This window comes from Acidimicrobiia bacterium (assembly GCA_030584185.1).
Classification (GTDB): Bacteria; Actinomycetota; Acidimicrobiia; order Spongiisociales; family UBA11373.
On record CP129495.1, the window covers coordinates 423,857 to 446,557 of the forward strand.

The window sequence follows — 22,701 nt, forward strand, 5'->3', positions numbered from 1 at the left end:
CTCCCTTGGCTCCATCGTCAGTTTCAGAGCGTGGCGTCACCGTCGGGTGCCGCCGCAGCGATCACCTTACTCCCGGCACCCCTCTGGAGGCCGAGCGAAACGGCGATCAGCACCATCGAAGCAAGCAACATGACCGTGCTCACGGCGTTGATGAGCGGGGTGACCCCCCGCCTCACCAAGCCGAACACGTAGACCGGCAGGGTCGTGGCCCCCGGCCCTGCCACGAACGACGTGACCACCACGTCGTCGAGGGAAAGCGTCAGCGCCAGGAGTGCCCCGCCGAGCACGCCAGGGAGGATCAGTGGGAGAGTCACCCGGCGAAACGCCTGCCAGCGGCCTGCGTAGAGGTCGGCTGCTGCCTCCTCCAGACGGGGATCCAACTGGCCGAGCCGGGCACGCACCACCACCGCCACGAACGAGATGTTGAACGCGATGTGGCTCAAGGAGATGGTTCCCAGCCCGAAGGATGGGCTCCACCCGACCGCCCCCTCCAGCATGGTGAAGGTCTGGGCGAAGAAGAGCAGCATCATCACCGCCATGGTCACGTCGGGGATGATGATCGGGAGGTACACCAGCCCGTCGTAGACCCGCTGCCCCCGGAACCGGAAACGCTCCAAGGCCAGGGCGGTTGTCGTGCCCAGGACCGTCGAGACCACCGTCGAGATGGCGGCGACGATGAGCGAGTTGCGCACCGCGTTCATCACCGGAGCCGAAGCGAACACCTCCCGGTACCAACGAAGCGACGGCTCGGTCCAGATGCCGACGTTGCTGTTGTCGTTGAACGAGAACACCACGAGCAGCAGGATCGGGGCGTAGAAGAAGACGAAAACCAACCCGGCGTGGGATGCCATCACCCTCTCCACCGGGCTCTTGGGCCGTAGGCCGACGGCGCTCATAGGTTCTTGGCTCCGGAGCGGAAGTACACGACGGTGGCGGCGAGCATCACGGCCATCAGGCCGAAGGAGAGCGCCGCCCCGAACGGCTGATTGCGGGCGGCGAGGAACTGGCTGACGATGTAGTCGCCGAGCAGCGTGGTGCGTGCCCCCCCGAGGATGGCCGGCGTGACGTAGGCGCCGAGGGCCGGGATGAACACCAGGATCGACCCGGCGACCACGCCAGGTCGGGAGAGAGGCCAGGTCACCTTGCGAAACGCCGTCCAGCCGTCGGCGTAGAGATCGCGGGCCGCCTCGACCAGGCTCCAGTCCATCCGCTCCAGGGCGGCGTACAGCGGCAGAACCATGAACGGCATGAACCCGTACACCAACCCGATGAGCACCGCCGTGTTGGTGAAGAGCAGCCGGATCGGCTCGCCCCCGAGGGCCTGGGAGAGCTGGGAGAGCGGTCCGTCGCTGCCCAGGAGCACCTTCCAGGCATAGGTGCGAACCAGGAAGTTGGACCAGAACGGGATCATCACCAGCACCAGGAGGAGGTTGCGCACCACCGGACGCCGGGTGGCGATGAAGTAGGCGAATGGATACGACACCAGCAGGCAGATCACCGTCGTCGCCACCGCCAGAGTCAGCGAACGCAGGGCGATCTGACCCACCAGCGGGTCCCACAGTCGCCGGTACGAGTCGAGGTTGAGGTCGGAGAGGGTGGTGCGCCCGGTGCTGGTGCGAGTGCCGAACGAGTACACGAACACGATCACCAGCGGGACGGCGAAGAACAGCATCAGGTAGAACCATGAGGGCAGGGCGATCAGGAACCCGCGTCGAGCCTCGGCCCGCCGAGATGCCGCCTCCAACTCGGGGCGAGCGGTCTCGGTCGTATCAGGTGGCGCCGTCATCCGCCCACGACCGTGGAAGCCTCCGGGTCCCAGGTGACCACCGTCTGCTCCCCCACCTCGTACAGCTCGACCCCGGGCCGGTTCTCCTCCTTGGCCTCGATCACGCCGGCCGGGGTGTCCACGTCGTAGTAGAAGACGTCGCCGAAGTAGGTGCGCCGGATGACGGTGCCGGGAAGCCGGTTGAGCCCGTCCGGAATGGCCTCGTCCGGGTCGTAGAGCTCGAAGCGCTCGGGGCGGATCGCCACCGTCACCTCCTCGCCCGGCGCCCCGACCCCCGACCCGGCGACCACCAGGCCGCCGAGAAGGCGCACCGACCCACCGTCGACGACGGTCGCCGGCAGCAGGTTGATCTCGCCGATGAAGTCGGCGACGAACCGTGAGCCGGGGTGCTCGTAGATCTCCTGGGGCGTGCCCACCTGGAGCAGCCGCCCTTCGTTCATCACCCCGATGCGGTCGCTCATGGTGAGCGCCTCCTCCTGATCGTGGGTGACGTAGATGAAGGTGATGCCGACGCGAGCCTGAAGGTCCTTGAGCTCGACCTGCATCGCCTGGCGGAGCTTGAGGTCGAGGGCGCCCAGCGGCTCGTCCAGGAGCAGCACCTCGGGCTCGTTCACCAGCGCACGCGCCAGGGCGACACGCTGCTGCTGCCCCCCCGAAAGCTGCGACGGGGTGGCGTCGGCGCGATGGCTGAGCTGCACCATGTCCAGCGCACGGCTCACCTTCTCGCCGATCTCGCCGCGCGGCGTCTTGCGCATCAGCAGGCCGAAACCGACGTTCTCCGCCACGGTCATGTGCGGGAACAGGGCGTACGACTGGAACACCGTGTTGACCGGCCGGCGGTTGGGCGGCTGCAGAGCCATCTCCACGCCGTGGATCAGCAGCGACCCCTCGGTGGGGAACTCGAACCCGGCGATCATTCGCAGCGTGGTCGTCTTCCCACAGCCGCTGGGCCCGAGGAGCGAGAAGAACTCGCCGTCGGCCACAGCCAGGTCGAGGCGGTCGACCGCCACCACATGCCCGAATCTCTTGGTGACGCCTTCGAGGCGCACCGCCTCGAAGGGGGCGGTCGGGGTCGCGGGGATGATGGTGTCAGGCAACCGCCCGCCTCCCGGTGACATCCGAGGCGAACGACTCGAACACCGCCACGTAGTGGTCGAGCTCGGCATCGGTGTGGGCGATCGACAGGGTCCACTGCTCGTCACCACCCGGTGTCATGAACACTCCCTCGGTCATGTGGTACAGCCACGCCAGATAGTTGAGTTCCTCGTCGAAGTGCTCCAGGTAGGAGCGGTAGTCGACCACCCGCTCACGAGCGAACATGACGCAGCCCTTGGAGGACATCCCCGTGGTGTAGGCGGGCAGGCCGAAGCGGTCGCAGACGGCGGCGCAGCCCTCCAGGATCCGCCTACCGGCGGCCTCTAGCCGTGCGTAGGCGGCAGCGTCGAGCACCCGGGTGAGGGTGGCCTCGGCGGCGGCCATGGTCAGCGGGTTCCCGTTGAAGGTTCCCACCTGGGTCACCTTGCCCTCGGTCACCAGAGCCATGATCTCCTCGGTGCCCAGGATCGCCCCGATCGGAGTCCCGCCCCCGGTCGCCTTGGCCAGCGCCACCAGGTCGGGCACCACGCCGAAGCGCTCCACGGCGCCGCCGGGGGCGATGGTGCATCCGGTCTTCACCTCGTCGAACACCAGGACCACCCCGTGGCGGGCGGTGATCTCGCGCACTGCCGCCAGGTACCCCGGCAGCGGCTCGACCACTCCGATGTTGAGCATCATCGGCTCGATGATCATCGTGCCGATGCCGGGATCGGAGCGCAACGCCGCCTCCAGGGCGTCTGGGTCGTTGAACGGAACCACGGTCACCAGGTCGACCACCGCCTGCGGGATGCCTGCGCTCTGTGGCACCCTGGCCGGGCTGTGGCGGGGCCCGATCTTCCCGGGATCGGGGTGCACCGAGACCATCACCGAATCGTGATGTCCGTGGTAGGTGCCTTCGATCTTGACCACGCCGTCACGGCCGGTGAAGGCCCGCCCGAGGCGGATGGCGTCGAGAGTGGCCTCGGTGCCCGAGTTGGCGAACCGCACCTTGGGCAGACCGAAACGGCGCGAGAGCTCCCTGGCCACCCGCACCGCCGCCTCGCCGGGGGCGGCGAAGTGGGTGCCCCGCCGGGCGGCGCCGGCGATGGCCTCGGCGATCACCGGATGGGCGTGGCCGGTCACCATCACGCCGAACCCGTTGTGGAAGTCGGTGTATTGGTTTCCATCCACGTCCCACACGCGGGAACCCTCTCCGTGGGTCACGTAGATCGGGTGCGGCGGCTGATCCTGAAACGACGAGGGCACGCCTGCCGGAAGCACCTGCCGAGCCTCTTCGAGCAGTGCGCGCGATGCCGTGGTGCGGCCGGCCAGCGCCGACAGCCGGCGTTCCCTCAGTGCGGCGATCCGATCGCGATCCAGGCTCATTGCTTGATCAGGACGTGCTTGCTGATCGTGTAGTCGAGGACCGCCTCCTCCGACATGTCCTTGCCGAAACCGGACTGTTTGAACCCGCCGTGGGGGAACTCGGAGGTGATCGGCAGGTGATCGTTGATCCACACCGTTCCGAACTCGAGGGCGGCAGCCACGCGCATCGCCCGTCCCACGTCCCGGGTCCACACCGAGGCCGCCAGGCCGTAGAGCACGTCGTTCCCGAAGCCGATCGCCTGTTCCTCCCCATCGAATGGCAGCATCACCAGTACCGGGCCGAACACCTCGTTCTGTACGATCTCGGAGTCCTGAGCGGCGTCGGCGATGACCGTCGGAGCGAAGTAGTGGCCCTTCTCCAGGCCCACCGGGGTGCCGCCACCGACGACGACGCGCGCCCCCTGGGCCGCGGCGCGCTCCACGAACCCGGCAACCCGCTCCTTCTGACGGCCTGAGATCAGTGGGCCCATCGCGGCCTCGGGATCGTAGGGCCCACCCACCTTGACTTCGGCCATGGCGGCGGCCACCGCGTCCACCGCCTCGTCAAAGCGGCTTCGCTCCACGTAGACGCGGGTCGCCGCCGTGCAGTCCTGGCCGGAGTTGAACGTGGCGCCGAGGGTCGCCCCGGCGGCGAGCGCCTCTACGTCCGCGTCGTCGAACACCAGCAAGGGAGCCTTGCCTCCCAGCTCGAGGTGGACCCGCTTCAGGGTCTCGGCGGCGGTGGCCATCACCTTCTTCCCGGCGGGGGTGGACCCGGTGAGCGACACCATGCGGACATCCGGATGCTCGACGATCCACTGCCCTACTTCGTTTCCCCCGGTGACCACGTTGAGCACCCCGTCCGGGATGCCAGCCTCCTTGGCCAACTCGGCCAGCATCAGCGTGGTACGCGGCGTGGTCGGCGCCGGCTTGAGCACGATGGTGCACCCTGCAGCCAGTGCCGGCCCGATCTTCCACACCGCCATGTTGAGCGGATAGTTCCACGGGGTGATCTGCCCCACCACACCCACCGGCTCGCGCCGCAGCATCGAGGTGTAGCCCTTGAGGAAGTCGCCGGCGGCGGTGCCGGCTGTGCTGCGGGCGGCAGCGGCGAAGAACTTCAGGTTGTCCACCGAGAAGGCGACATCGTTCTCCAGGCTCATCGACTGGTACGGCTTTCCGGTGTCCTCGCTCTCCACCTTGGCGAACTCGGCCCCGCGCTCGTCCAGCATCCGGGCCAGGGTGTGGATCGCCTCCGAGCGCTCGCCGGGGCTGATGCGTGACCAACGGCCGTCGTAGAAGGCGCGATGAGCCGCCGCCACCGCCGCGCCCACGTCCTCGGGCGAGGCCTCGGTGACCTGGTCCACGACTTCCTCGGTGGCCGGGTTCTCCAGATCGGCGGTGCCACCACCCCGGCCGTCTCTCCACCCGCCATCGATCCACAGCTTCCAGGCCACGGCTGCCTCCCTCGTGCTCGATCCGCCGCCGAAAACCTAACGCGTCGCGAGCCGTCGCGTCGTGTCCCGGAGTCTGTTTTCGATCAGGTTTCAGGTCGCGGGGCGTCGGAGGATCGACACCAGCACATGGCCGACCGGATGGGTCGGGACCGGCTGCAGCGCCACGAACTCCCACCCGTCGCCACCCATCCGGTTGGCGTAGTCCTCGAGACGCTTGATCTCGGCGATCCGGTTCTCGTCGGTCCACCGCTCGGTGGTCGCAAACTGTTTGATGCTGTACTCCCAAGCCACTGCCGCCTCCATGGTCGATGTGGTCGGCACGCTAACCACCGGGAACTCCGCTCCCAAGCAATGTGGTTACCGGTATCGCGGTGGGTACCCTCCCACCCAACGACTCCACCCGCCGGCACCGGTCAAGACCCTCAAGCCCATGTCCGATAGATCGGTGGCTCAGGCTCGAGGCTCATCGATGAACAACACCGCATCGGTTTCGACTTATCACCGGCTCTCCCGCGTGCTCCACGCCTCGCGGGCGATCGGATCGGCAACCGCCATGGTGCTGCTGGCGGCGGCGTCGCTGCTCTGGGACTGGCCACCAGGCCTGGTGGCTGCGGCTGCAGTGACGCCGCTGCTGATCGACTCGATGGTTCGAGTCCGCCATCCGGGAGCCAGCGCCGCCCCCTCCCTGATGCTCGACGCCACGGTGGTCTCGCTGGCAATCGCCCTCACCAGACCGCCTTTCGCCGCCCTGCTGGCTCCCCTGGCGGTGAGTGCCGCCCTTGCTCCGCTGGTCATGTCCGGCATCAGGGCCGCTCTGGTCGCCGGCTACGCCATGCTCGCCGTCGGCGGCACGACGGTCCTGGTCGATCGGGTGTTGGAGCCGGCGACATGGTCTGCCGGGGAGGCGGCCCTGCTGACCATCATCTCCTTCGTCGTGTTCGTCCCCTACCTGGGCCGGGTGGCGCTCGAGGCGACCCGGGACGAGGCGCGTCGCGCCCGGTATCGCTCCGACCTCGAGGCGCGCGAGGAGCGGCTGAGGACCCTCTTCGAGGGCCTTCCCGTCGGGGCGTACCGAACCGCCCTCGACGGCACCATCCTCGAAGCCAACCCGGCCCTGGTGTCCCTGCTCGGCTATTCGGACCGGGAGTCGCTGGTGGGGCAGTCGGCCCTGGTGACCTACGCCTCCCCGGCCGATCGCGCCGCCTGGGCGGCGAGCACCGACGAGACCGGCTCCCTGCCTGCCGTACTGCACCGGATGCGGCGGCGCGACGGCACCCAGATGTGGGTGCGCGACAGTGCCCGAGCCGTCACCGACGCCCAGGGCAGCGTGCTCTACTTCGAGGGCACCCTGGAGGACGTCACCGAGGAGGGACGCCGGCAGGCCTACGAGAGAGCGATCTTCGCCCTGTCGCGCGGCCTGCTCACAGAACGCACCCAGGAGGCGATCCGGGCAGGGCTCGACGAGCTCCTCCTCGCCGCCGAGGTCACGTCGGTGTTCGTGGAGCGCAACTCGGAGCACCCGGTGCTGGGGCCGTGCTCATCGCTGGTCTACGAGGCCGACGCCGAGGATCTGGTCGTCGACTACGACCGCTGGACCATGACGCCCTGGGCCGACATGCCCCAGGCCTTCGCCCATCTCTCCCAGGGCCTCCCGTTCTCCTTCGATGTCACCCAGCTGGACGGCCCGGAGCGAGCCCTCTACGCGGGTGTCGCTACCAAGCGCGAGCTGGACGTCCCCATCTTCATCGGCGAGCGATGGGTGGGCCTGGTGGGGCTGACCGACAGCACCGGCAGCCGGGAGTGGGACGAGCGCGACGTGAGGCTCCTGCAGACCGTCGCCGAGATGATCGGCGCCTCGTGGGAGCGCGATGCGCAGCAGGAGCGTCTGGAGCAGCTGGTGCGAGCCAAGGACGAGTTCGTCGCCTCGGTGAGCCATGAGCTTCGCACGCCCCTGACGGCGGTCGTGGGGGCGGCCAGCCTCCTCCACTCCGAGACCGACCTCGCCGACTCCGATCGGGAGGAGCTCACCGCCCTTCTCGCCGCCCAGAGCACCGAGGTGGCACACATCGTCGAGGACCTGCTGGTGGCGGCGCGCGCCGACATCGGCCGGGTGGCGGTGGCCGCCCGCCAGTTCGACCTTCCCGTGTTGGTCGGTGCCGTGGTCGGTGCCCTGCCCGGCCCGGATCGGGACGCCGTGACGCTTGACATCCAGGCTCTTGAGGCCTGGGGCGATCCGACGCGGGTCCGCCAGGTGCTGCGCAACCTGCTCACCAACGCCTTCCGCTACGGGGGAGGCAAGGTCGCGGTGCGGGCTTCCGTCGTCAGCGGCGAGGTCAGGGTCGATGTGTGCGACGACGGGCCTGGTATCCCCGAGCACCTCCGGGAGAAGGTGTTCGAGCCGTACGAGCGTGCCCACGACATCGCCACCCAACCGGCGTCGGTCGGTCTCGGCTTGACCATCTCCCGCCAGTTGGCCCGGCTGATGGGAGGTGACATCGTCTACTCGTACGAGGGTGGCGTGAGCACCTTCACCTTCACCCTTCCCGCCAAGGCTCCCGCCGATACGCCGGCGGACGGCTGAGCCTTCACGCCACCTCTCCCCCTGCGGCGGCGACTCGCTGCAACGCTCGCTCCCCATCGCCTGGCTGCAGGTCGACGGCGGCCACGCAGCCGGTGGGCACGATCACCTCCCACCCGGCGGCCAAGCCGTCCAGTGCGGTCTCCGCCACGCAGTAGTCGGTGGCCAGCCCCACCACCACCAGCCGAGCGATCCGATGCTCCCGCAGGAGCCCGGCGAGGGCGGTGGGCACGGTCTCTCCGGTCACCGGATGGCGCATGGTGAACCCGGAGTAACCGTCCTCGCCGCCGGCGCCCTTGTGGACGACCGGCCCGATCACCGGTAGCGCCGGGTGGAACTCGGCGCCCCAGGTACCGGCCACGCAGTGGACCGGCCAGATGCCGCCGTCCTTGGCGAAGTGCGGGGTGTCGGGTGGATGCCAGTCGGCGGTGTACACCACCGGTGCGCCGGCGTCTGCAGCCCGCCAGATCTCGGCGCCCACGGCGGCGACGACGGCCTCGGCACCCTGCACGTAGAGGCTGCCGCGCGGGTCGGCGAAGTCATTCTGCACGTCGACCACCACCAGGGCGGTCTCCGGGTCGTACTCGACCATGACCGGAGCCTATCGCCGGGTGACGGCACCGGGTGGGTAGCCTCGGCGACGTGGACCGACCCCAGCCACCAGACGCCGGCGCCCTAATCGTCGACCTCTACGAGCTCACGATGGCCCGGCTCTACTTCGAAGAGGGCCTGCACGAGACGCAGGCACTGTTCGAGCACTCCTTCCGCACCCACCCCGACTACGGAACCCACCAGGCGGGGTACTGCATCCACGCCGGCGTGGCCGACCTCCTCGACTGGATGGCGCGATTCGCCTTCACCCCCCGGGATCTCGAATACCTGGCCACCCTGACCGACCCCGGGGGTCGGCGACTGTTCGATTCCGCCTTCCTGAACTGGCTGGGCGGCATCGATCTCGATGGGGTGATGCTGAGCACCGTCCCCGAAGGCCGGGTGGTCCACGCCGGGGTCACCCTCACCATGGTGGAGGGACCGCTCGCCGTCGCCCAGATCATGGAGACGGCGTTGCTCAACCGGCTCGCCTACCCGACCCTGATCGCCACCAAAGCGAGCCTGGTCGCCGAGAGCGCCCGGGGCAGGCCGGTCTTCGAGTTCGGAGTGAGGCGCGGCCCTTCCGACGGGGCGGCGGCAGGCACCCGGGCGGCACTGATCGGAGGGGCCACCTCCACCTCGTTCGTCGGGGCGGCTCGGGACGCTGGCGTGGCCCCGTCCGGAACCCACGCCCACTCGATGGTGCAGGTTTCGATGGCTCTCGGCCTGGGCGAGGTCGAAGCCTTCCGCGCCTACTCCCGCCTCTACCCCGACTCCTGCCTGCTCCTGGTCGACACCGTGGACACCCTGGAGAGCGGGGTGCCCAACGCCATTCGCGTGTTCCAGGAGCTTCGAGCGGCCGGGCACGAGCCGGTCGGCATTCGCCTCGACTCGGGAGACCTGGCACACCTGGCGGTGCGGTCCGCCCGCATGCTCGACGACGCCGGGTTCGGCGACACGACGATCGTCCTCTCCGGAGGCCTCGACGAGCTCGCCATCTGGCAGATCATGACCCAGATCGAGCAGGAGGCGGGGAGTTACGGGATGGAACCCGAGGCGCTGATAGCCCGGCTGGCGTTCGGCGTCGGAACCAGTCTGATCACCTCGCAGGGGGCACCCTCCCTGGACGCCGTGTACAAGCTGGTGGCGCTGCGCCGCGACGGCGCCTGGCTGCCGGCGGTGAAGGTGTCGGAGACGCCCCGCAAGACGGTGATCCCGGGACGCAAGCAGGTGGTGCGAATCTACGACGGCAGGGGGCGAGCCACGGCCGACGTCATGGCCCTCGAGGACGAGGACCTCTCCGCAGCCGCGACGATCGAGTTGCGTCACCTGCACGAGCAGGACGTGATGCGGGTCCTGTCCCGGAACGAGATCGGGAAGATCGAGCGGCTCCCGGTGCTCGCCTGGGCTGAGGGACGCCGGGTGATGGCTCCCGAGCCCATCGAGGTTCTCCGACGGCGACGGAACGACGACCTGGAACGACTGGATCCCGGCGTGCGCCGCATGATGCACCCCCACATCCACCACGTGTCGCTCACCCGCGCCCTCTGGGACCTCCGGCAGCAGACGGTGGCGGCTGCCCTGGGCGCCACGCCACCGGACTGAGTCTCACCCTCCTCTCATCGCATCCTGAGGGTCCGATCAGATGGGCATGTCATCGTGCCGGTCATCGACAGGAGGTTCCAGACCATGAAGAAGACGATCGCCCTCGCCGTACTGATGGCCGTGACCGTCGTCGCCTGTGGCGGCGACGGTGGCGCCGCGGGAGGCGTGGCCAGCATCGACGACCCGGCGGCGGTGACCACCACCGCTGCGGACCAGGCGGCCGCCGCCGCCGAGGAGGCGGCCCTCGAGTTCACCGAGTGCCTGCGCGACGAGGGCCTCGACGTGGACGATCCCGTGTTCGACGAGAACGGGAGTTGGGACTTCCGCAGCCAGCTCGGCATGAGCCAGGGGCGGCCCGACGAGGCCACCCGGGCCGCCCTCGACGCCTGCCGCCCGCTCCTGGAGGGTGTGGTCACCAGTTTCGAGAGGGAGGACCTGACCGAGTTCGAGGACGACCTCCTGGCGTTCGCCCAGTGCATGCGTGATGAGGGCATCGACTGGCCCGACCCCGATCTCACCGCCATCGGATCCGGAGGCGGCGAAGGTGGGGGGCGCCCGTTCGGCGACTCCGCGATCGACATGGAGGACCCCGAGGTCCAGGCGGCGATCGACGCCTGCCGGGTCGAGTTCTCGTTCGGTCCGAGCGGGGAAGGATCCTGAATGAGCAAGCGACTCATCCTCACCCTCGGCGCCTCCATCGCCGTGGTGGCGATCACCGGCGCCGCGGTCATCTACACCAACGGTGGCGGCGGATCAGCCGAGCCGGCGGACACCTCGAATCTGGAGACGGTCCAGGTACGCGACATGGTCGAGGTGACCACCCTCGCCGGAACCCTCGGGTTCCCGGAGAGCGACCCGGTGGCGGCACGGGCCAACGGCACTGTCACCGCCGTGGCCGAGGGTGGTGCCCTCGTCGTCGAAGGGGACCAGTTGTTCGCCGTCGACGGCGAGCCGGTGGTGCTCCTGCTGGGGGCGCTGCCCGCCTACCGCGACCTGGGTCTCGACCCCGTGCTGCACCCGGTCGCCCCGGGGCGGCAGGGAACGGTCACCTCACTCCCCGCGGCGGGCGACTTGATCCCCTTCGGAGGCGAGCTGCTTCGCATCGACGATGTCCCGGTGATCCTCCTCGAGGGCGATGTGCCTGCTTGGCGCGTCCTGCGCAACGGCAGCACCGGACGCGACGTGGAGCAGTTGGAGGCGGCCCTGGTCTCCCTGGGCTACGACCCCGACGCCACGGTCGTCGTCGACGAGGAGTTCACCGCGGCCACCGAGGCGATGGTCCGGGAGTGGCAGGAGGCCTCCGGCCTCGAAGTGGATGGGCGGTTCACCCCCGGTGACGCCGTGTTCCTCCCCGGTCCCGCTGAGATCGAGCAGGTCCAGGCGAGCGTCGGGACATTCGCCTCCCCGACTGCGCCGATTCTCACCGCCCAGGTGGGCGCCGAGCCGATCGAAGGCGACGACGTGCGCCAGCTTCAGGAGGCCTTGGTGAGGCTGGGCCACGAAGTCCCGGTCTCCGGGGTGTTCGACGAGGCGACCAGGACGGCGGTGACGGCATGGCAGCGCGCCGTGGGCGCCGAGCCCGACGGCGTCGTCCACCTGGGTGAGGTGGTGTTTCTCCCGGAGCCGGTCCGGGTGACCGACGCCCTGGTGACGGTGGGCCGCCCGGTGAGCAACGGGACCCCGGTGCTCGCCACCACCGGTTCGAGCAGCGTCGTGTTGCTCGGCCTGCCCGCCGACGACCAGTCCCTGCTGGCGGTGGAACAGACGGTCACCGTCGAACTCCCCGACGGAAGCGAGGCCGAGGGCGTGGTGGTCTCGATCTCCGGTGTGGCCACCCGGCTGCAGACCGGTGCCGTGGTGTTCGAGACCACGATCGAGCTGCTCGACGCCACCGTGGGCGCCGACCTGGATCAGGCGCCGGTCGACGTGCACGTGGTCACCGACTCCCGTCAGGGGGTCACCGCCGTGCCCGTCACCTCCCTGCTGGCGCTGGCCGAAGGCGGCTACGCCGTCGAGGTGAGCGATGGTGCCGGAGCCACCCGGCTGGTGCCGGTCACGCCCGGCCTGTACGCCGATGGCTGGGTGGAGGTCTCCTCGGACGGCCTCGCCCCCGGCGACGAGGTGGTGGTGCCGTGAGCGATCGGGTACTCGAACTGCACCAGGTGGTCAAGCAGTATCCGGGCACGCCCCCGGTGGCCGCCCTCAGGTCGGTCGATCTGGTGGTGGATCGCGGGGAAGCGGTGGCGATAGTGGGGCCTTCGGGCTCCGGCAAGTCGACGCTGCTCCATGTGATGGGAACCCTGGACCGACCCACGTCGGGCCTGGTCACAATCGCCGGGCGACCGACCGCCGGCCTCTCCGACGAGGCGCTGTCGGCGGTGCGGGCCCATCACATCGGGTTCGTCTTCCAGCAGTTCCATCTGCTGCCGGGGTATCGGGCGATGGACAACGTCGCCGACGGGCTCCTGTACCGCGGGGTCGACCCGGCCGATCGCCGGCGCCTGGCCGCCGAGGCCCTGGATCGGGTCGGGCTCTCCCATCGCGCCGACCATCCCGCCGAGAAGCTCTCTGGCGGGGAGAGGCAGCGGGTGGCGGTGGCCCGCGCCATCGTCGGCAGCCCCGACGTGGTGCTCGCCGACGAGCCCACGGGGAACCTCGACTCCGCCACCGGCGAGGCCGTGATCGCCCTCCTCACCGGGCTCAACCGGTCCGGTGTGACCCTGGTGGTGATCACCCATGACCTCGACGTCGCCTCGCGCTTCGCCCGGCGGGTTGAGATGCGCGACGGTGTCGTGGTCGCCGATCGGAGGGCGGCATGAGCGACGCCAGCAGGCTCCGCCGCGGCGATGCGGCGCGCGTGGCCGTCGTCGGCCTTCGCACCCGCACCACCCGCGCCATCCTCTCGGCTCTCGGGATCACGATCGGCATCGCCTCGATGGTGGCGGTGCTCGGCCTCTCCGAGTCGAGCAAGTCGGATCTGCTCAGCAGCCTGGATCGTCTCGGCACCAACCTGCTGGTGGTCGAGGCCGGCAGCGGAATCGGAACCGGGACCGGCACGCTCACCAGCACCGCCGAGGCGATGGTGGATCGGATCGGCCCGGTGGAACAGGTGAGTGCCGTGGGGGCGGTGGACGCCAAGGTGTTCCGCACCGACCTGGTCCCCGAGACCCGGTCGGGCGGCCTCTCGGTGCAGGTAGCACCCGACAACCTGCTGGCAACCCTGGGGGGCGACCTCTCCTCGGGGCGCTTCTTCGACGAAGGCACCGACCACCTTCCGGTGGCGGTCGTCGGCAGCGTCGCCGCCGAACGCCTGGGGATCACCGACACCGGGGGCACCCAGCAGATCTGGCTGGGAGGGCAGTGGTTCGGAGTCATCGGGGTGCTCGACCCGCTGGAGCTGGCTCCAGGGTTGGACCGCGCGGTGATCATCGGCGAAGAGGCGGCGGCCGACCTGTTCGACTACGACGGGATCCCCCAGACCCTCTACGTACGCGCCGCCCCGGAGCACCTCGACGCGGTGTCCGCGGTGCTCCCCGCCACCGCCGACCCCGAAGCCCCCGACCAGGTGCAGGTCTCCCGACCCACCGACGCCCTCGAGGCGCGCGCCGCCGCCGAAGGAGCGTTCACCGCCCTCTTCCTGGGGCTGGGGATCGTGGCGCTGGTGGTGGGAGGCGTCGGCGTGGCCAACGTGATGGTGATCTCCGTGCTGGAACGGCGCGGCGAGATCGGGTTGCGACGCGCCCTGGGCGCCACCCGGCGCCATGTCGCCGTGCAGTTCGTCGGGGAGTCGCTGATCCTGGCCACGGCCGGCGGCATCGCCGGGGTCACCCTCGGGGCGGCGGTCACCGCCGCCTACTCGTCGCTGCGCGGCTGGACGGTGCTCATCCCGGGGATCGCCCTCTGGGGCGGCCTGACGGCTGCGATCCTGATCGGGGTCGTGGCCGGGCTGTATCCGGCGAGGAGGGCGGCACGCCTCGATCCGACCGAAGCCCTGCGGGGGGCGTGAGCCGGGAACCATCCGATGACACCGGCTATCGGGGTCGCCCACTTATCCTGAGCGGCGATGTCCAGCAACGCAGGCGGTCGCCCGCTCGTCGCCGCCCTGTTGTCGGCGCTGTTCCCCGGGCTCGGCCAGATCCGCGAGGGCCACCGGCGCCGCGGGTGGTGGTTCGTCTGGATCGGGCTCGCCTTCGTGGTCCCGGCGCTGGCCCTGCTCGTCCTGGTGTTCTACGTCACCGGGCTGAGCCTGGCGCTCGACCTGGCCCGCCCCTTCTTCCGCAACCCCGGCCTGCTCCTGGTCCTGCTCGCCGCCAACGTGGCCGTGCTCGGATTCCGCGCCGTGGCGGTGATGGACGCCTTCCAGATCGCCTCCCCCACCAGGGGTGTTCCCGGTCGGGGAGGGTTGGGGAAGGCGACGAACCTGGCGGCACTGGCGGTGATCCTGGCGGCGACCGCACTCCCCCACGTGTGGATCGGACATCGCAACCTGGTCTTGTACGACCTGCTCACCCACGACTTCACCGCCGACCCCGGTCAGGCCTCCACCACCACGCTCCCGGCGCCGACGACGACCACCGGCACCACGCAGCCCGGGGCGACCACGCTGCCCACGACCACCACCACGGTGGCGACGACCACCACCACGACCGAGCCCGACCCGTTCGCCGGCGAGGATCGGGTGAACGTGCTGCTGATGGGGAGCGACGCCGGGATCGGACGGGTCGGGGTCCGCACCGACACCATGATCATCGTCTCGGTCGACCCGGAAACCGGGTGGACCGCCATGTTCCAGGTGCCCCGCAACTTCATCAAGCTGCCGATTCCCGAGGGTCATCCCGCACAGCCACTCTGGGCGGACGGCGCCTGGGGTGATCCCGGGAACCTGGCCTGGGGGATATACGCCTACGGTCAGAAATACCCCGACCTGTTCTCCGGCCCCAACACCGGCGGCGACGCCGCCAAGGTGATCCTGGGCAACCTGGTCGGGCTGGAGATCGACTACTTCGCCATGGTCGACCTGCAGGGGTTCGCCGACATGATCGACGCCCTGGGCGGGGTGGAGATAACCGTCACCCGTCGCATCTACGACTCCTCGTACCCACAGGTGGACGGGACCTCGGTGGAGATCGAGTTCCTCCCCGGGACGTATCACATGGACGGGCGGGAGGCCCTGGCATTCGCCCGCTCCCGACAGCAGTCGGACGACTTCGACCGCATGGGAAGGCAACGCTGCGTGCTGGAGGCCCTGGCGCGACAGGCCGACCCGGTGAGCCTCCTCCGGGAGCTTCCCACCCTGGCGCCGGTGATCGAGCAGAGCGTGATCACCGACATTCCGATGGCGCTCATCCCCGACTTCCTCGAAGTGCTCGAGAAGGTCGACACCGAGCAGATCGTGTCGATGCGGTTCATGCCCAACGCCCCCGAGTTCGCCGGCACCTCCACCTCATACGTCGCCTACCGCATCCAGGGGTACAACGTGCCCAACGTCGACCTGATCCGGGATCGGGTGGCGATCGCCACCACGCTCTCCCCCGACGAGGCGATCGCCGCCCTCGGGTTGCAGCCGCTCGACTCGGCGTGCGGCGTCGCCGCAGAGGAGGAGTGAGGCCCTGCCGGGGGTTTGGCAGGGCGGGTACCGTTCGTGCAGACCTCTCGATGACGCGGGGCTGATCAGGGAGACGAAGGCATGGCCGACTCGAAGTCAATCGTGATCCTCGGCGGAGGCATCGGAGGGGTGGTGGCGGCCCGTGAGCTGCGCCGGAGGCTCCCCCGGCAGGATCGCGTCGTGCTGGTCGAGCGCGGCACCCACCTGCTGTTCGCCCCTTCGCTGCTGTGGGCCCTGGCCGGGACCCGCACCATCGAGCAGATCTCGCGTCCGCTCGAGCGGCTGGAGCGTCACGGCATCGAGGTGATGACCGCCGAGGTGACGGAGATCGACCCGACGCAACGCCGGGTGACCCTGGGCGATGGGCGGTCCCTAGAAGCCGACGCCCTGATCGTGGCCCTCGGAGCCGAACTCGATCCGAATGCGGTTCCCGGTCTGGCCGCGGCAGGCCACTGCCTCTACACCGCCGACGGGGTCGCCGGGGTGCGCCGGGCCCTGGAAGGGTTCACCGGAGGCACCGTGGCCGTGCTCACCGCCGCGCCCGGCTACAAGTGCCCGGCGGCACCCTACGAGGCGGCCCTGCTCCTGGAACACATGCTCGACGAAAAGGGCCTGGGCGGCAGTGCCACGGTGGAGGTCCATGCCGCCGAGCCGGGCCCCATGGGCACCGCCGGGCCCGAGGTCTCCGCCGGGGTGCGCTCCATGCTCCAGGCCAGAGGCATCGCCTACCACCCGGACCGCCAGGTGGCACGGGTCGATCCCGAAGCCCACACCATGCAGTTCTCCGACGGGACCACGGCCGGGTACGACCTGCTCGCCTTCGTCCCCCACCATCGGGCACCGAAACCGGTCCGGGACTCCCCTCTCGTCGACGACTCCGGGTGGGTGCCGGTGGATCGCTCCACCCTGGCGACCCGGTTCGACGGGGTGTTCGCCATCGGCGACGTCACCCAGATCCCGCTGGCGATGGGCAAGCCGCTGCCACGCGCCGGGGTGTTCGCCGAGCGCCAGGCAATCGTTGTGGCCCGCAACCTCGCCGACTCCTTCACCGGAGGCGGCCGTTCGGCCACCTTCGAGGGCAAGGGCGAGTGCTTCATCGAGACCGGTGACGGTCGCGCCGGGCTGGGTCGCGGCGACTTCTACGCCGAACCGACGCCTCGAGTCGGAATGCACCAGCCGAGCCGCCGCTGGCACGCCCTCAAGGTGGCGTTCGAGAAGTACTGGTTCCGCAGGTGGCTCTGAACAGAACCGCCGGGCGCTCCACCACCCTGGGCCGGATCGTCGCAGCGCTCGAAGTCGAGACGGTCATGGGTCTCGGCGGGCCGCCGGCCAGCACCCCCACCTCCCCGTAGCCGCTCAGCGGTCCTTGAGCTGGGCGGCGATCTGCCCCCTACCCGCCCACAGCCAGGCGAGCGGAGCAGTGATCAACGCCAAGAGCAGAGCGGATCCTGCACCCCGGGCGGCGACCAGCAGCTGGTCCATCCCGGGCTGGACCTCGGCGACAGCTGCGTGGGCGACTGCGGCCCACAGGTACCCGGAGACCATCGCCGGGACCAGGACGTACGCCACCTCCAGCTGGCCGAGCAGCCACAAGGCAGGGTTGGAAGTCCCGACCGCGCGATACAGACCGATCTCCGAGGTTCGCGCCCACACGGTGAGCCAAACCAGCAGGGCAATGGCGACGCCGATCGGGATCCAGGCATCCTTCTCCGGGCGGCCGGCCAGGTCGGCCACCGGATCGCGAGCGAAATCGTCGAGCCGAATCCACCTGCGCACCTCCAAGTCCGGTTGCAACTCGGCGAAAGTGGCGGCGAGCACCTGTAGGCCGGTCTCCAGAGTCCCAGGGGCGAACTCCACCCAACACTGGGATGCGGTGCCCGCGGGCGGACCCACCTGGATGATCCATCGGGAGACGAACGGGTTGCGGGCCTCGGTGTCGATCACCGCACCAACTGTCTGGGCGGTGTCGAGACCGTCCGCCCCCAGTAGCATCCCGGTGGCCAGACCCAGCTCGTCCGCCGCAGCCCTGCCGAGCACCGTACCCACCGCCAGGTCGGCATGGGAGGGAGGGTCGGCGGCCCACAGCAGGATCGCACCCGGGGTGGCCGTCCCAGTCTGGAACATCGTCCCCGGCGCCTCGTGCAGTTGCACCGTGTTGCCGGCCGAGAGTGCTCCCGCTGCGATGACCCCGACACGCTGAGCCAGGGACACGCAGCGCCCAACCGGGACCTGGTCTTGCGAGTCCGATGCCACGGCGACGAACCCGCCGAGCCGCGCGAACTCCCGCTGGAAGGCCAGGGCGTCGTCTGTGGCGGCCAGGTCCATCCAGGTCAGCCCGAAGGCAAGACCCCCCGCCAACACGACCGTGGCCACGGTTCGCACCATGGAGACCGTCGTCGACCGCCACGCCTCCCGACCGATCTCGAGTGTCCGCCAACCGCTCATCCCGAGACCACCTCCCCGTCCACGAGGCGGAGCACCCGGTCACAACGGGCGACGACGCTCGGATCGTGGGTAGCGATGACGATCGCCGTCTCGGGCCGTCGAGCAGCCCAGAGGGCGTCGAGCACCCGAGCCGAGGTGGAGCTGTCCAGCTGGCCGGTGGGCTCGTCACACAGCAGGAAGCGCGGCCGCACCGCCGCCGCCCTGGCGATGCACACCCGCTGTAGCTCGCCACCCGAAAGCTGCTGCACGGCTGCCAACGCCAGGTCGGCCAACCCCACGTCGCCCAGCGCCCCAGCGGCGGCGCTCTCCGCCTCAGACCGGGTCATGCCCCGAGCCAGCAGACCCACGGCGGCGTTGTCGAGCGCCGTGCGTCGCCGGACCACGTTCACCGTCTGGAACACCCAGGCAAAGGCTTCCGATCGCAGACGAACCCGGCCGCGGCGTCCCACCGGGCGCCCGTCGAGCGCCACGGTTCCAGCCGCCGGCGTCTGCAGAAGTCCCATGATCGAGAGCAGGGTCGTCTTCCCCGACCCGGACGGCCCGAGCAGAGCCACCGCCTCGCCGACGCCGACCTCCAGGTCGATTCCCCGCAGGATCCACTGACCAGGTCGATAGGCGTGCGAGACCCCGTCGAGGGTCAGCGGCACGCCGGCGCCTCCAGCAGGTCGCCCGGGTTGGCGAGGACGAGGTCGCCGTCCGCCAGGCCGGAGAGCACCGCCACCGAGGCGGCGCTGCCCGGGCCGATCACTACCGGCACCGGCCGATAGGAACCGCCGTCCGGCCGGTACACGCACAGCTTGCCATCGGAGCCGACCACCACGGCGGCGGCGGGAACGTCGATCACGCGACGCGGTTCGGCGAGTCGCACCACACCGGTCAGCTCCGTGACCGACGGGTCGAGCGCATTCGTGAGAAGGGCGACATCCTCTGCCTCTGGCATCCCGTCGACCAGATGGATGGTCACCCCCGAAGTCTCCAGCACCCACTCGCCGGTCAGCGCCAAAGGTGCCCTATCGACCCCGAGCAGGTCGATCGACGCGATGGATCGGGTGCCGACCACGATGGGCTCGCCCAGGCCGGGTGCGCTTCGGCCCGGCTCTACCAACACGCCGCCGACCTCGAAGGTGTTGACGGGTAGCCAGATCACCCACGCCGGGTCGAACGCAGACACCCGCCCGACGACGCCCAGGTCGGCACCCCACTCCTGCACGGCGGAGAGGGTCGCCCGGTCGAAGACGCCATTGGGATCTGCCTCGAGGTATCCGAAGCGGTTGAGGAGACCCTGCAACGTCTCCACGTCCGGGCCGCGGTCGTTGAGGACCAGGTGTCGATGGAACGGCACCGGCGAGACCACCGCCGGTCGGCTCACCCCGTCGATCACAACGAGGACGTCGCCGTCGCCCACGGTGTCACCGGCGGCCACCCGCACCTCGGTGACCAACCCGAACCATGCCGGAGCAGCCACCTCTCCGGTATCACCCCACTCGACGGTGACGGCGACGCTGCGGCGGCCGTCGTCCTCCCGCAGCGACACCGCCATCTCGACGGGCTGCGGGGCGAGGTGCAGCTCGGCGAGGCGATCCTCCGTGCCCTCCCGAATCCACAACAGCGCTGCTGCGGGAACCAGGAGCAGGAGTAGCCCGAATGTGGCGACCAGGCGGCCTCGCATGACTTAGAAAAAGATAACAGTTGGAGGGGTCATGCGGCCTCGCACCCGGTACGCGCCGACGGATGCCGGCAGCGCCTCACCTCGCACCGAGCCCGCTGTGCGTTCCGCCTCCTCCCGCCCGGGCGGGTGGGTTCGTTGATGCTGCGCCGCGTGCGACCGAGGGGCGTCGGCGCGGCACCTTCAGTACTCGCCACCCGGGATCCCGAGACTTCGGATAAGAGCCGGGGCGGCAGTGGGTTGCGAGAAGGGGTCGCAAGTCCTCGTGCTCTGCTGGGACCCACCTCCGGTGGCCGAGGGACCCTGCCGACCCTGCGCCGCAACTGGCGGGCCCCACCCATGCTCATCATCTCAGGAAGGCGACCATCCACAACGGTCTCGGCAGTCAAGGCGCCTCCTTCCAACCCTTGACAGATACTCGCCTCAGCGTAGAATCTTTCCACAGGCACTTCAAGGGGCCGACCGTGCTCTGCGGCATCTGTGAACGGGAATTGGCGATCTGCTGGTGACTCCCCCATCTTCCCCCGCCGGCCGCGGGTTCGGTCGCCTGTCTCGTCTGCTGCTTGCCTCGGTCGTGCTCGCCTCGTCGGCCTGCTCGCAGGCCTCCACGACGACCACCTCGGAGGCCCGGTCGGGTGCGGCATTCATCGAGGAGGTCCTGAGCACGCTCGTCCCGGCCTACACGGGACCAGATGTGGGCGGAAAGGCCCTGCAAGACGAGGTGTTCGCCGACGGCATCGTCACCTTCGCCGAGTACGAGCGGGCGATGACTGCTCGCGTCGAGTGTCTCCGCGCCGAAGGATACGACGTCGAAGGCCCTCTGGCCTATCCGGATGGGGGTCTCAGCCTCGCCCCCGGCGACGATCCGCGACTCTCCCTCAGCTTCCAAATATACGGTGACCTGCCCGCAGCCGAGAACCCTGCCGATGACGTCGACATCCGGTGTCAGTCGCAGTGGTCGCTCGCCATCGAGGCCGTGTGGGATGCACAGAACGCTCCGTCTGAGAAGGAGGTCCAAGCGTGGTTGGAGCGGGCGTGGCTGTGCGCCGCCGAGCGGGGGATGCCCCTCTCCGACCCGCCAACGGTGGACGAGGCGATGCTCTCCGTGATCCGCCCCTACAACTGCACCCCCTGGGAGGAGTGACCAGGGGGATGGCCGACGCTGCCGCCCACGGAAGGAGCCATGTCGCCAGCCCACATGAGACCCGCATCGGTGGTCTCCTTCGAAGAGGTGGCGGCCACGGTCGGCCGGTCCGGGAGGCCTGCGATCATGCCATGGCTCTTTGTAAGCAATCCGCTCACCCCAGCGGTCGGTGGAAACGCTAGGACTCGCCGCGACCCAGGACGTCCGGTACACGTGCGGCCGGCAGGCAAAGCTGCGGTGGCAGGAGCTGGGCGGCGGACCGTTCTACGAGACCACCTTGCAGAACTCACCAGTCTGGGCGCCACATGTACCGTCGGTCGCGGTGGCGAGTCAGCATCGGGCTCAGCATTGCTGGAACCTCGTGTGGTCCTCGCTCAAGTCCATCCACTGGTGATTGCGCCACCCGATGCGAAAGGGCCCAACGCGTGATCCGCATGAGGTCCGCCTTCATACTGCTGATCGGGGTGATGGTTGGCGCGTGTTCACGAGCACCTGCCGACGGGTCGCAGACCGATCCGCAACCTGATCTGATCGGACGAATCCTTGCCCAGCCGCTCCCCGACGACCCTGGCCCCGATGTCGGTGGAAAGGCACTCCAAGACGAGGTGTTCGCCGATGGGACGGTCACATGGGCGGAGTATGAGAGGGCCGTTCTCGCCGAAGCCGAGTGCATAGAGTCTTCCGGCTACGCCGTCGTCGGCCCCTATGAGATTCCGCCCAGCCCTGGGTATCGACCGCCGTACCTGCTTCGACTCTCTGCGGAGAGTGCTCCCGGCCTGGCAGACGTGATGGCGCGATGCGCAGCCCAATGGAGGTACTACATCGAGTGGGTGTGGTTGGAGATGACCGCGCCCACCGAGGAAGAGACCCGCGCCTGGCTGGAGCGACTGCGGGCATGCGCCGCCGAGCTGGGGATCGGCCTGCCAGATCCCCCCAGCGACGACGACTGGGGCACGCCGATCGCCGCGGGTTGCAGGCCCTGGGAAGAGTGAACCGAAGTCAACCAACTCGTGTTCCGGTGTTCCCTTGTAGTTCCCCGCGGCGCGTTTGGTCTCCCACTCGCCGGCCCCGCCGCCCCCCGGAGCCAGCATGGTTGGTGCTCGCTTCACCGGACCGAGATGGCCCACACCCGAGACGCTCGGGCCTCATCGAAACCGGTGACGGTCGCGGCGGGCTGGGTCGCGACGACTTCTACGCCGAACCGACGCCTCGAGTCGGAATGCACCAGCCGAGCCGCCGCTGGCACGCCCTCAAGGTGGCGTTCGAGAAGTACTGGTTCCGCAGGTGGCTCTGAACAGAGCCGCCGGGTCGTCCTCCCCGGGACTCTCGGCGAGTCGCCAAGGCCAATGGCGCCCGGCGTCGAGATGCGGGACCGGACCAGTGGG

The 22,701-nt window shown here is 69.5% G+C and carries 21 protein-coding genes; 11 read left to right on the forward strand and 10 right to left on the reverse strand.

Annotation, left to right across the window (positions count from 1 at the left end):
* Positions 1 to 23: 23 nt before the first annotated feature.
* The 6 genes from QY307_02220 to QY307_02245 form a co-directional block, all read right to left on the reverse strand.
* A complete protein-coding gene (locus QY307_02220; GenBank protein WKZ83089.1) occupies positions 24 to 896 on the reverse strand; it encodes an ABC transporter permease in 873 nt (290 codons plus the stop codon).
* On the reverse strand, positions 893 to 1,786 hold the full coding sequence (locus tag QY307_02225; protein ID WKZ83090.1) for an ABC transporter permease: 894 nt from the start codon (positions 1,784 to 1,786) through the stop codon (positions 893 to 895). Before QY307_02225 ends, QY307_02220 begins: the two co-directional genes overlap by 4 nt.
* Entirely contained in the window at positions 1,783 to 2,883 is a 1,101-nt protein-coding gene (locus QY307_02230; GenBank protein WKZ83091.1) for an ABC transporter ATP-binding protein, read from the reverse strand. Before QY307_02230 ends, QY307_02225 begins: the two co-directional genes overlap by 4 nt.
* On the reverse strand, positions 2,876 to 4,246 hold the full coding sequence (locus QY307_02235) for an aspartate aminotransferase family protein (GenBank protein ID WKZ83092.1): 1,371 nt from the start codon (positions 4,244 to 4,246) through the stop codon (positions 2,876 to 2,878). Before QY307_02235 ends, QY307_02230 begins: the two co-directional genes overlap by 8 nt.
* Positions 4,243 to 5,682 (reverse strand): aminobutyraldehyde dehydrogenase, encoded by a 1,440-nt coding sequence (locus QY307_02240; protein WKZ83093.1) that lies wholly within the window; start codon positions 5,680 to 5,682, stop codon positions 4,243 to 4,245. Before QY307_02240 ends, QY307_02235 begins: the two co-directional genes overlap by 4 nt.
* 90 nt (positions 5,683 to 5,772) lie before the next feature.
* Positions 5,773 to 6,003, reverse strand: coding sequence for a hypothetical protein (locus tag QY307_02245; GenBank protein WKZ83094.1), 231 nt, complete (start codon positions 6,001 to 6,003; stop codon positions 5,773 to 5,775).
* Between the two features lie 109 nt (positions 6,004 to 6,112).
* Here QY307_02245 and QY307_02250 point away from each other — a divergent pair, with 109 nt between their 5' ends.
* Positions 6,113 to 8,263 (forward strand): ATP-binding protein, encoded by a 2,151-nt coding sequence (locus QY307_02250; protein WKZ83095.1) that lies wholly within the window; start codon positions 6,113 to 6,115, stop codon positions 8,261 to 8,263.
* A gap of 4 nt (positions 8,264 to 8,267) precedes the next feature.
* On the opposite strand, the gene QY307_02255 is transcribed toward QY307_02250, so the two are convergent.
* On the reverse strand, positions 8,268 to 8,852 hold the full coding sequence (locus QY307_02255) for an isochorismatase family protein (GenBank protein WKZ83096.1): 585 nt from the start codon (positions 8,850 to 8,852) through the stop codon (positions 8,268 to 8,270).
* 110 nt (positions 8,853 to 8,962) lie between these two features.
* Here QY307_02255 and QY307_02260 point away from each other — a divergent pair, with 110 nt between their 5' ends.
* From QY307_02260 to QY307_02290, 7 genes are all read left to right on the forward strand, one after another.
* On the forward strand, positions 8,963 to 10,456 hold the full coding sequence (locus QY307_02260) for a nicotinate phosphoribosyltransferase (protein WKZ83741.1): 1,494 nt from the start codon (positions 8,963 to 8,965) through the stop codon (positions 10,454 to 10,456).
* Positions 10,457 to 10,540: 84 nt separating this feature from the next.
* A complete protein-coding gene (locus QY307_02265; protein WKZ83097.1) occupies positions 10,541 to 11,116 on the forward strand; it encodes a hypothetical protein in 576 nt (191 codons plus the stop codon).
* Complete coding sequence (locus tag QY307_02270; protein WKZ83098.1) at positions 11,117 to 12,592, forward strand: peptidoglycan-binding protein; 1,476 nt, start codon at positions 11,117 to 11,119, stop codon at positions 12,590 to 12,592.
* Positions 12,589 to 13,275 (forward strand): ABC transporter ATP-binding protein, encoded by a 687-nt coding sequence (locus QY307_02275; GenBank protein ID WKZ83099.1) that lies wholly within the window; start codon positions 12,589 to 12,591, stop codon positions 13,273 to 13,275. The genes QY307_02270 and QY307_02275 overlap by 4 nt, the downstream gene beginning before the upstream one ends.
* Complete coding sequence (locus QY307_02280; GenBank protein WKZ83100.1) at positions 13,272 to 14,462, forward strand: ABC transporter permease; 1,191 nt, start codon at positions 13,272 to 13,274, stop codon at positions 14,460 to 14,462. Before QY307_02275 ends, QY307_02280 begins: the two co-directional genes overlap by 4 nt.
* Positions 14,463 to 14,519: 57 nt before the next feature.
* Positions 14,520 to 16,061 carry an LCP family protein gene (locus tag QY307_02285; GenBank protein ID WKZ83101.1) on the forward strand — a complete coding sequence of 514 codons (1,542 nt, stop codon included), beginning with the start codon at positions 14,520 to 14,522 and terminating at the stop codon, positions 16,059 to 16,061.
* Positions 16,062 to 16,142: 81 nt separating this feature from the next.
* Positions 16,143 to 17,303, forward strand: a complete 1,161-nt coding sequence (locus tag QY307_02290) for an FAD/NAD(P)-binding oxidoreductase (GenBank protein WKZ83102.1) — start codon at positions 16,143 to 16,145, stop codon at positions 17,301 to 17,303.
* Between the two features lie 114 nt (positions 17,304 to 17,417).
* Here the strand turns inward: QY307_02290 and QY307_02295 are convergent, their stop codons facing one another.
* From QY307_02295 to QY307_02305, 3 genes are read right to left on the reverse strand one after another with little or no spacing between them, the layout of a single operon-like run.
* On the reverse strand, positions 17,418 to 18,506 hold the full coding sequence (locus QY307_02295; GenBank protein ID WKZ83103.1) for a hypothetical protein: 1,089 nt from the start codon (positions 18,504 to 18,506) through the stop codon (positions 17,418 to 17,420).
* Positions 18,503 to 19,153, reverse strand: coding sequence for an ATP-binding cassette domain-containing protein (locus tag QY307_02300; GenBank protein ID WKZ83104.1), 651 nt, complete (start codon positions 19,151 to 19,153; stop codon positions 18,503 to 18,505). Before QY307_02300 ends, QY307_02295 begins: the two co-directional genes overlap by 4 nt.
* Positions 19,144 to 20,175 (reverse strand): peptidoglycan-binding protein, encoded by a 1,032-nt coding sequence (locus tag QY307_02305; GenBank protein WKZ83105.1) that lies wholly within the window; start codon positions 20,173 to 20,175, stop codon positions 19,144 to 19,146. The genes QY307_02300 and QY307_02305 overlap by 10 nt, the downstream gene beginning before the upstream one ends.
* Before the next feature lie 502 nt (positions 20,176 to 20,677).
* Here QY307_02305 and QY307_02310 point away from each other — a divergent pair.
* The 3 genes from QY307_02310 (at position 20,678) to QY307_02320 (ending at position 22,610) form a co-directional block, all read left to right on the forward strand.
* Positions 20,678 to 21,316, forward strand: coding sequence for a hypothetical protein (locus QY307_02310; protein ID WKZ83106.1), 639 nt, complete (start codon positions 20,678 to 20,680; stop codon positions 21,314 to 21,316).
* A gap of 434 nt (positions 21,317 to 21,750) precedes the next feature.
* Entirely contained in the window at positions 21,751 to 22,308 is a 558-nt protein-coding gene (locus QY307_02315; GenBank protein ID WKZ83107.1) for a hypothetical protein, read from the forward strand.
* Between the two features lie 104 nt (positions 22,309 to 22,412).
* The gene (locus tag QY307_02320) at positions 22,413 to 22,610 is read left to right on the forward strand and encodes a hypothetical protein (protein WKZ83108.1); all 198 of its coding nucleotides are present in this window, start codon (positions 22,413 to 22,415) and stop codon (positions 22,608 to 22,610) included.
* Positions 22,611 to 22,701: the final 91 nt, after the last annotated feature.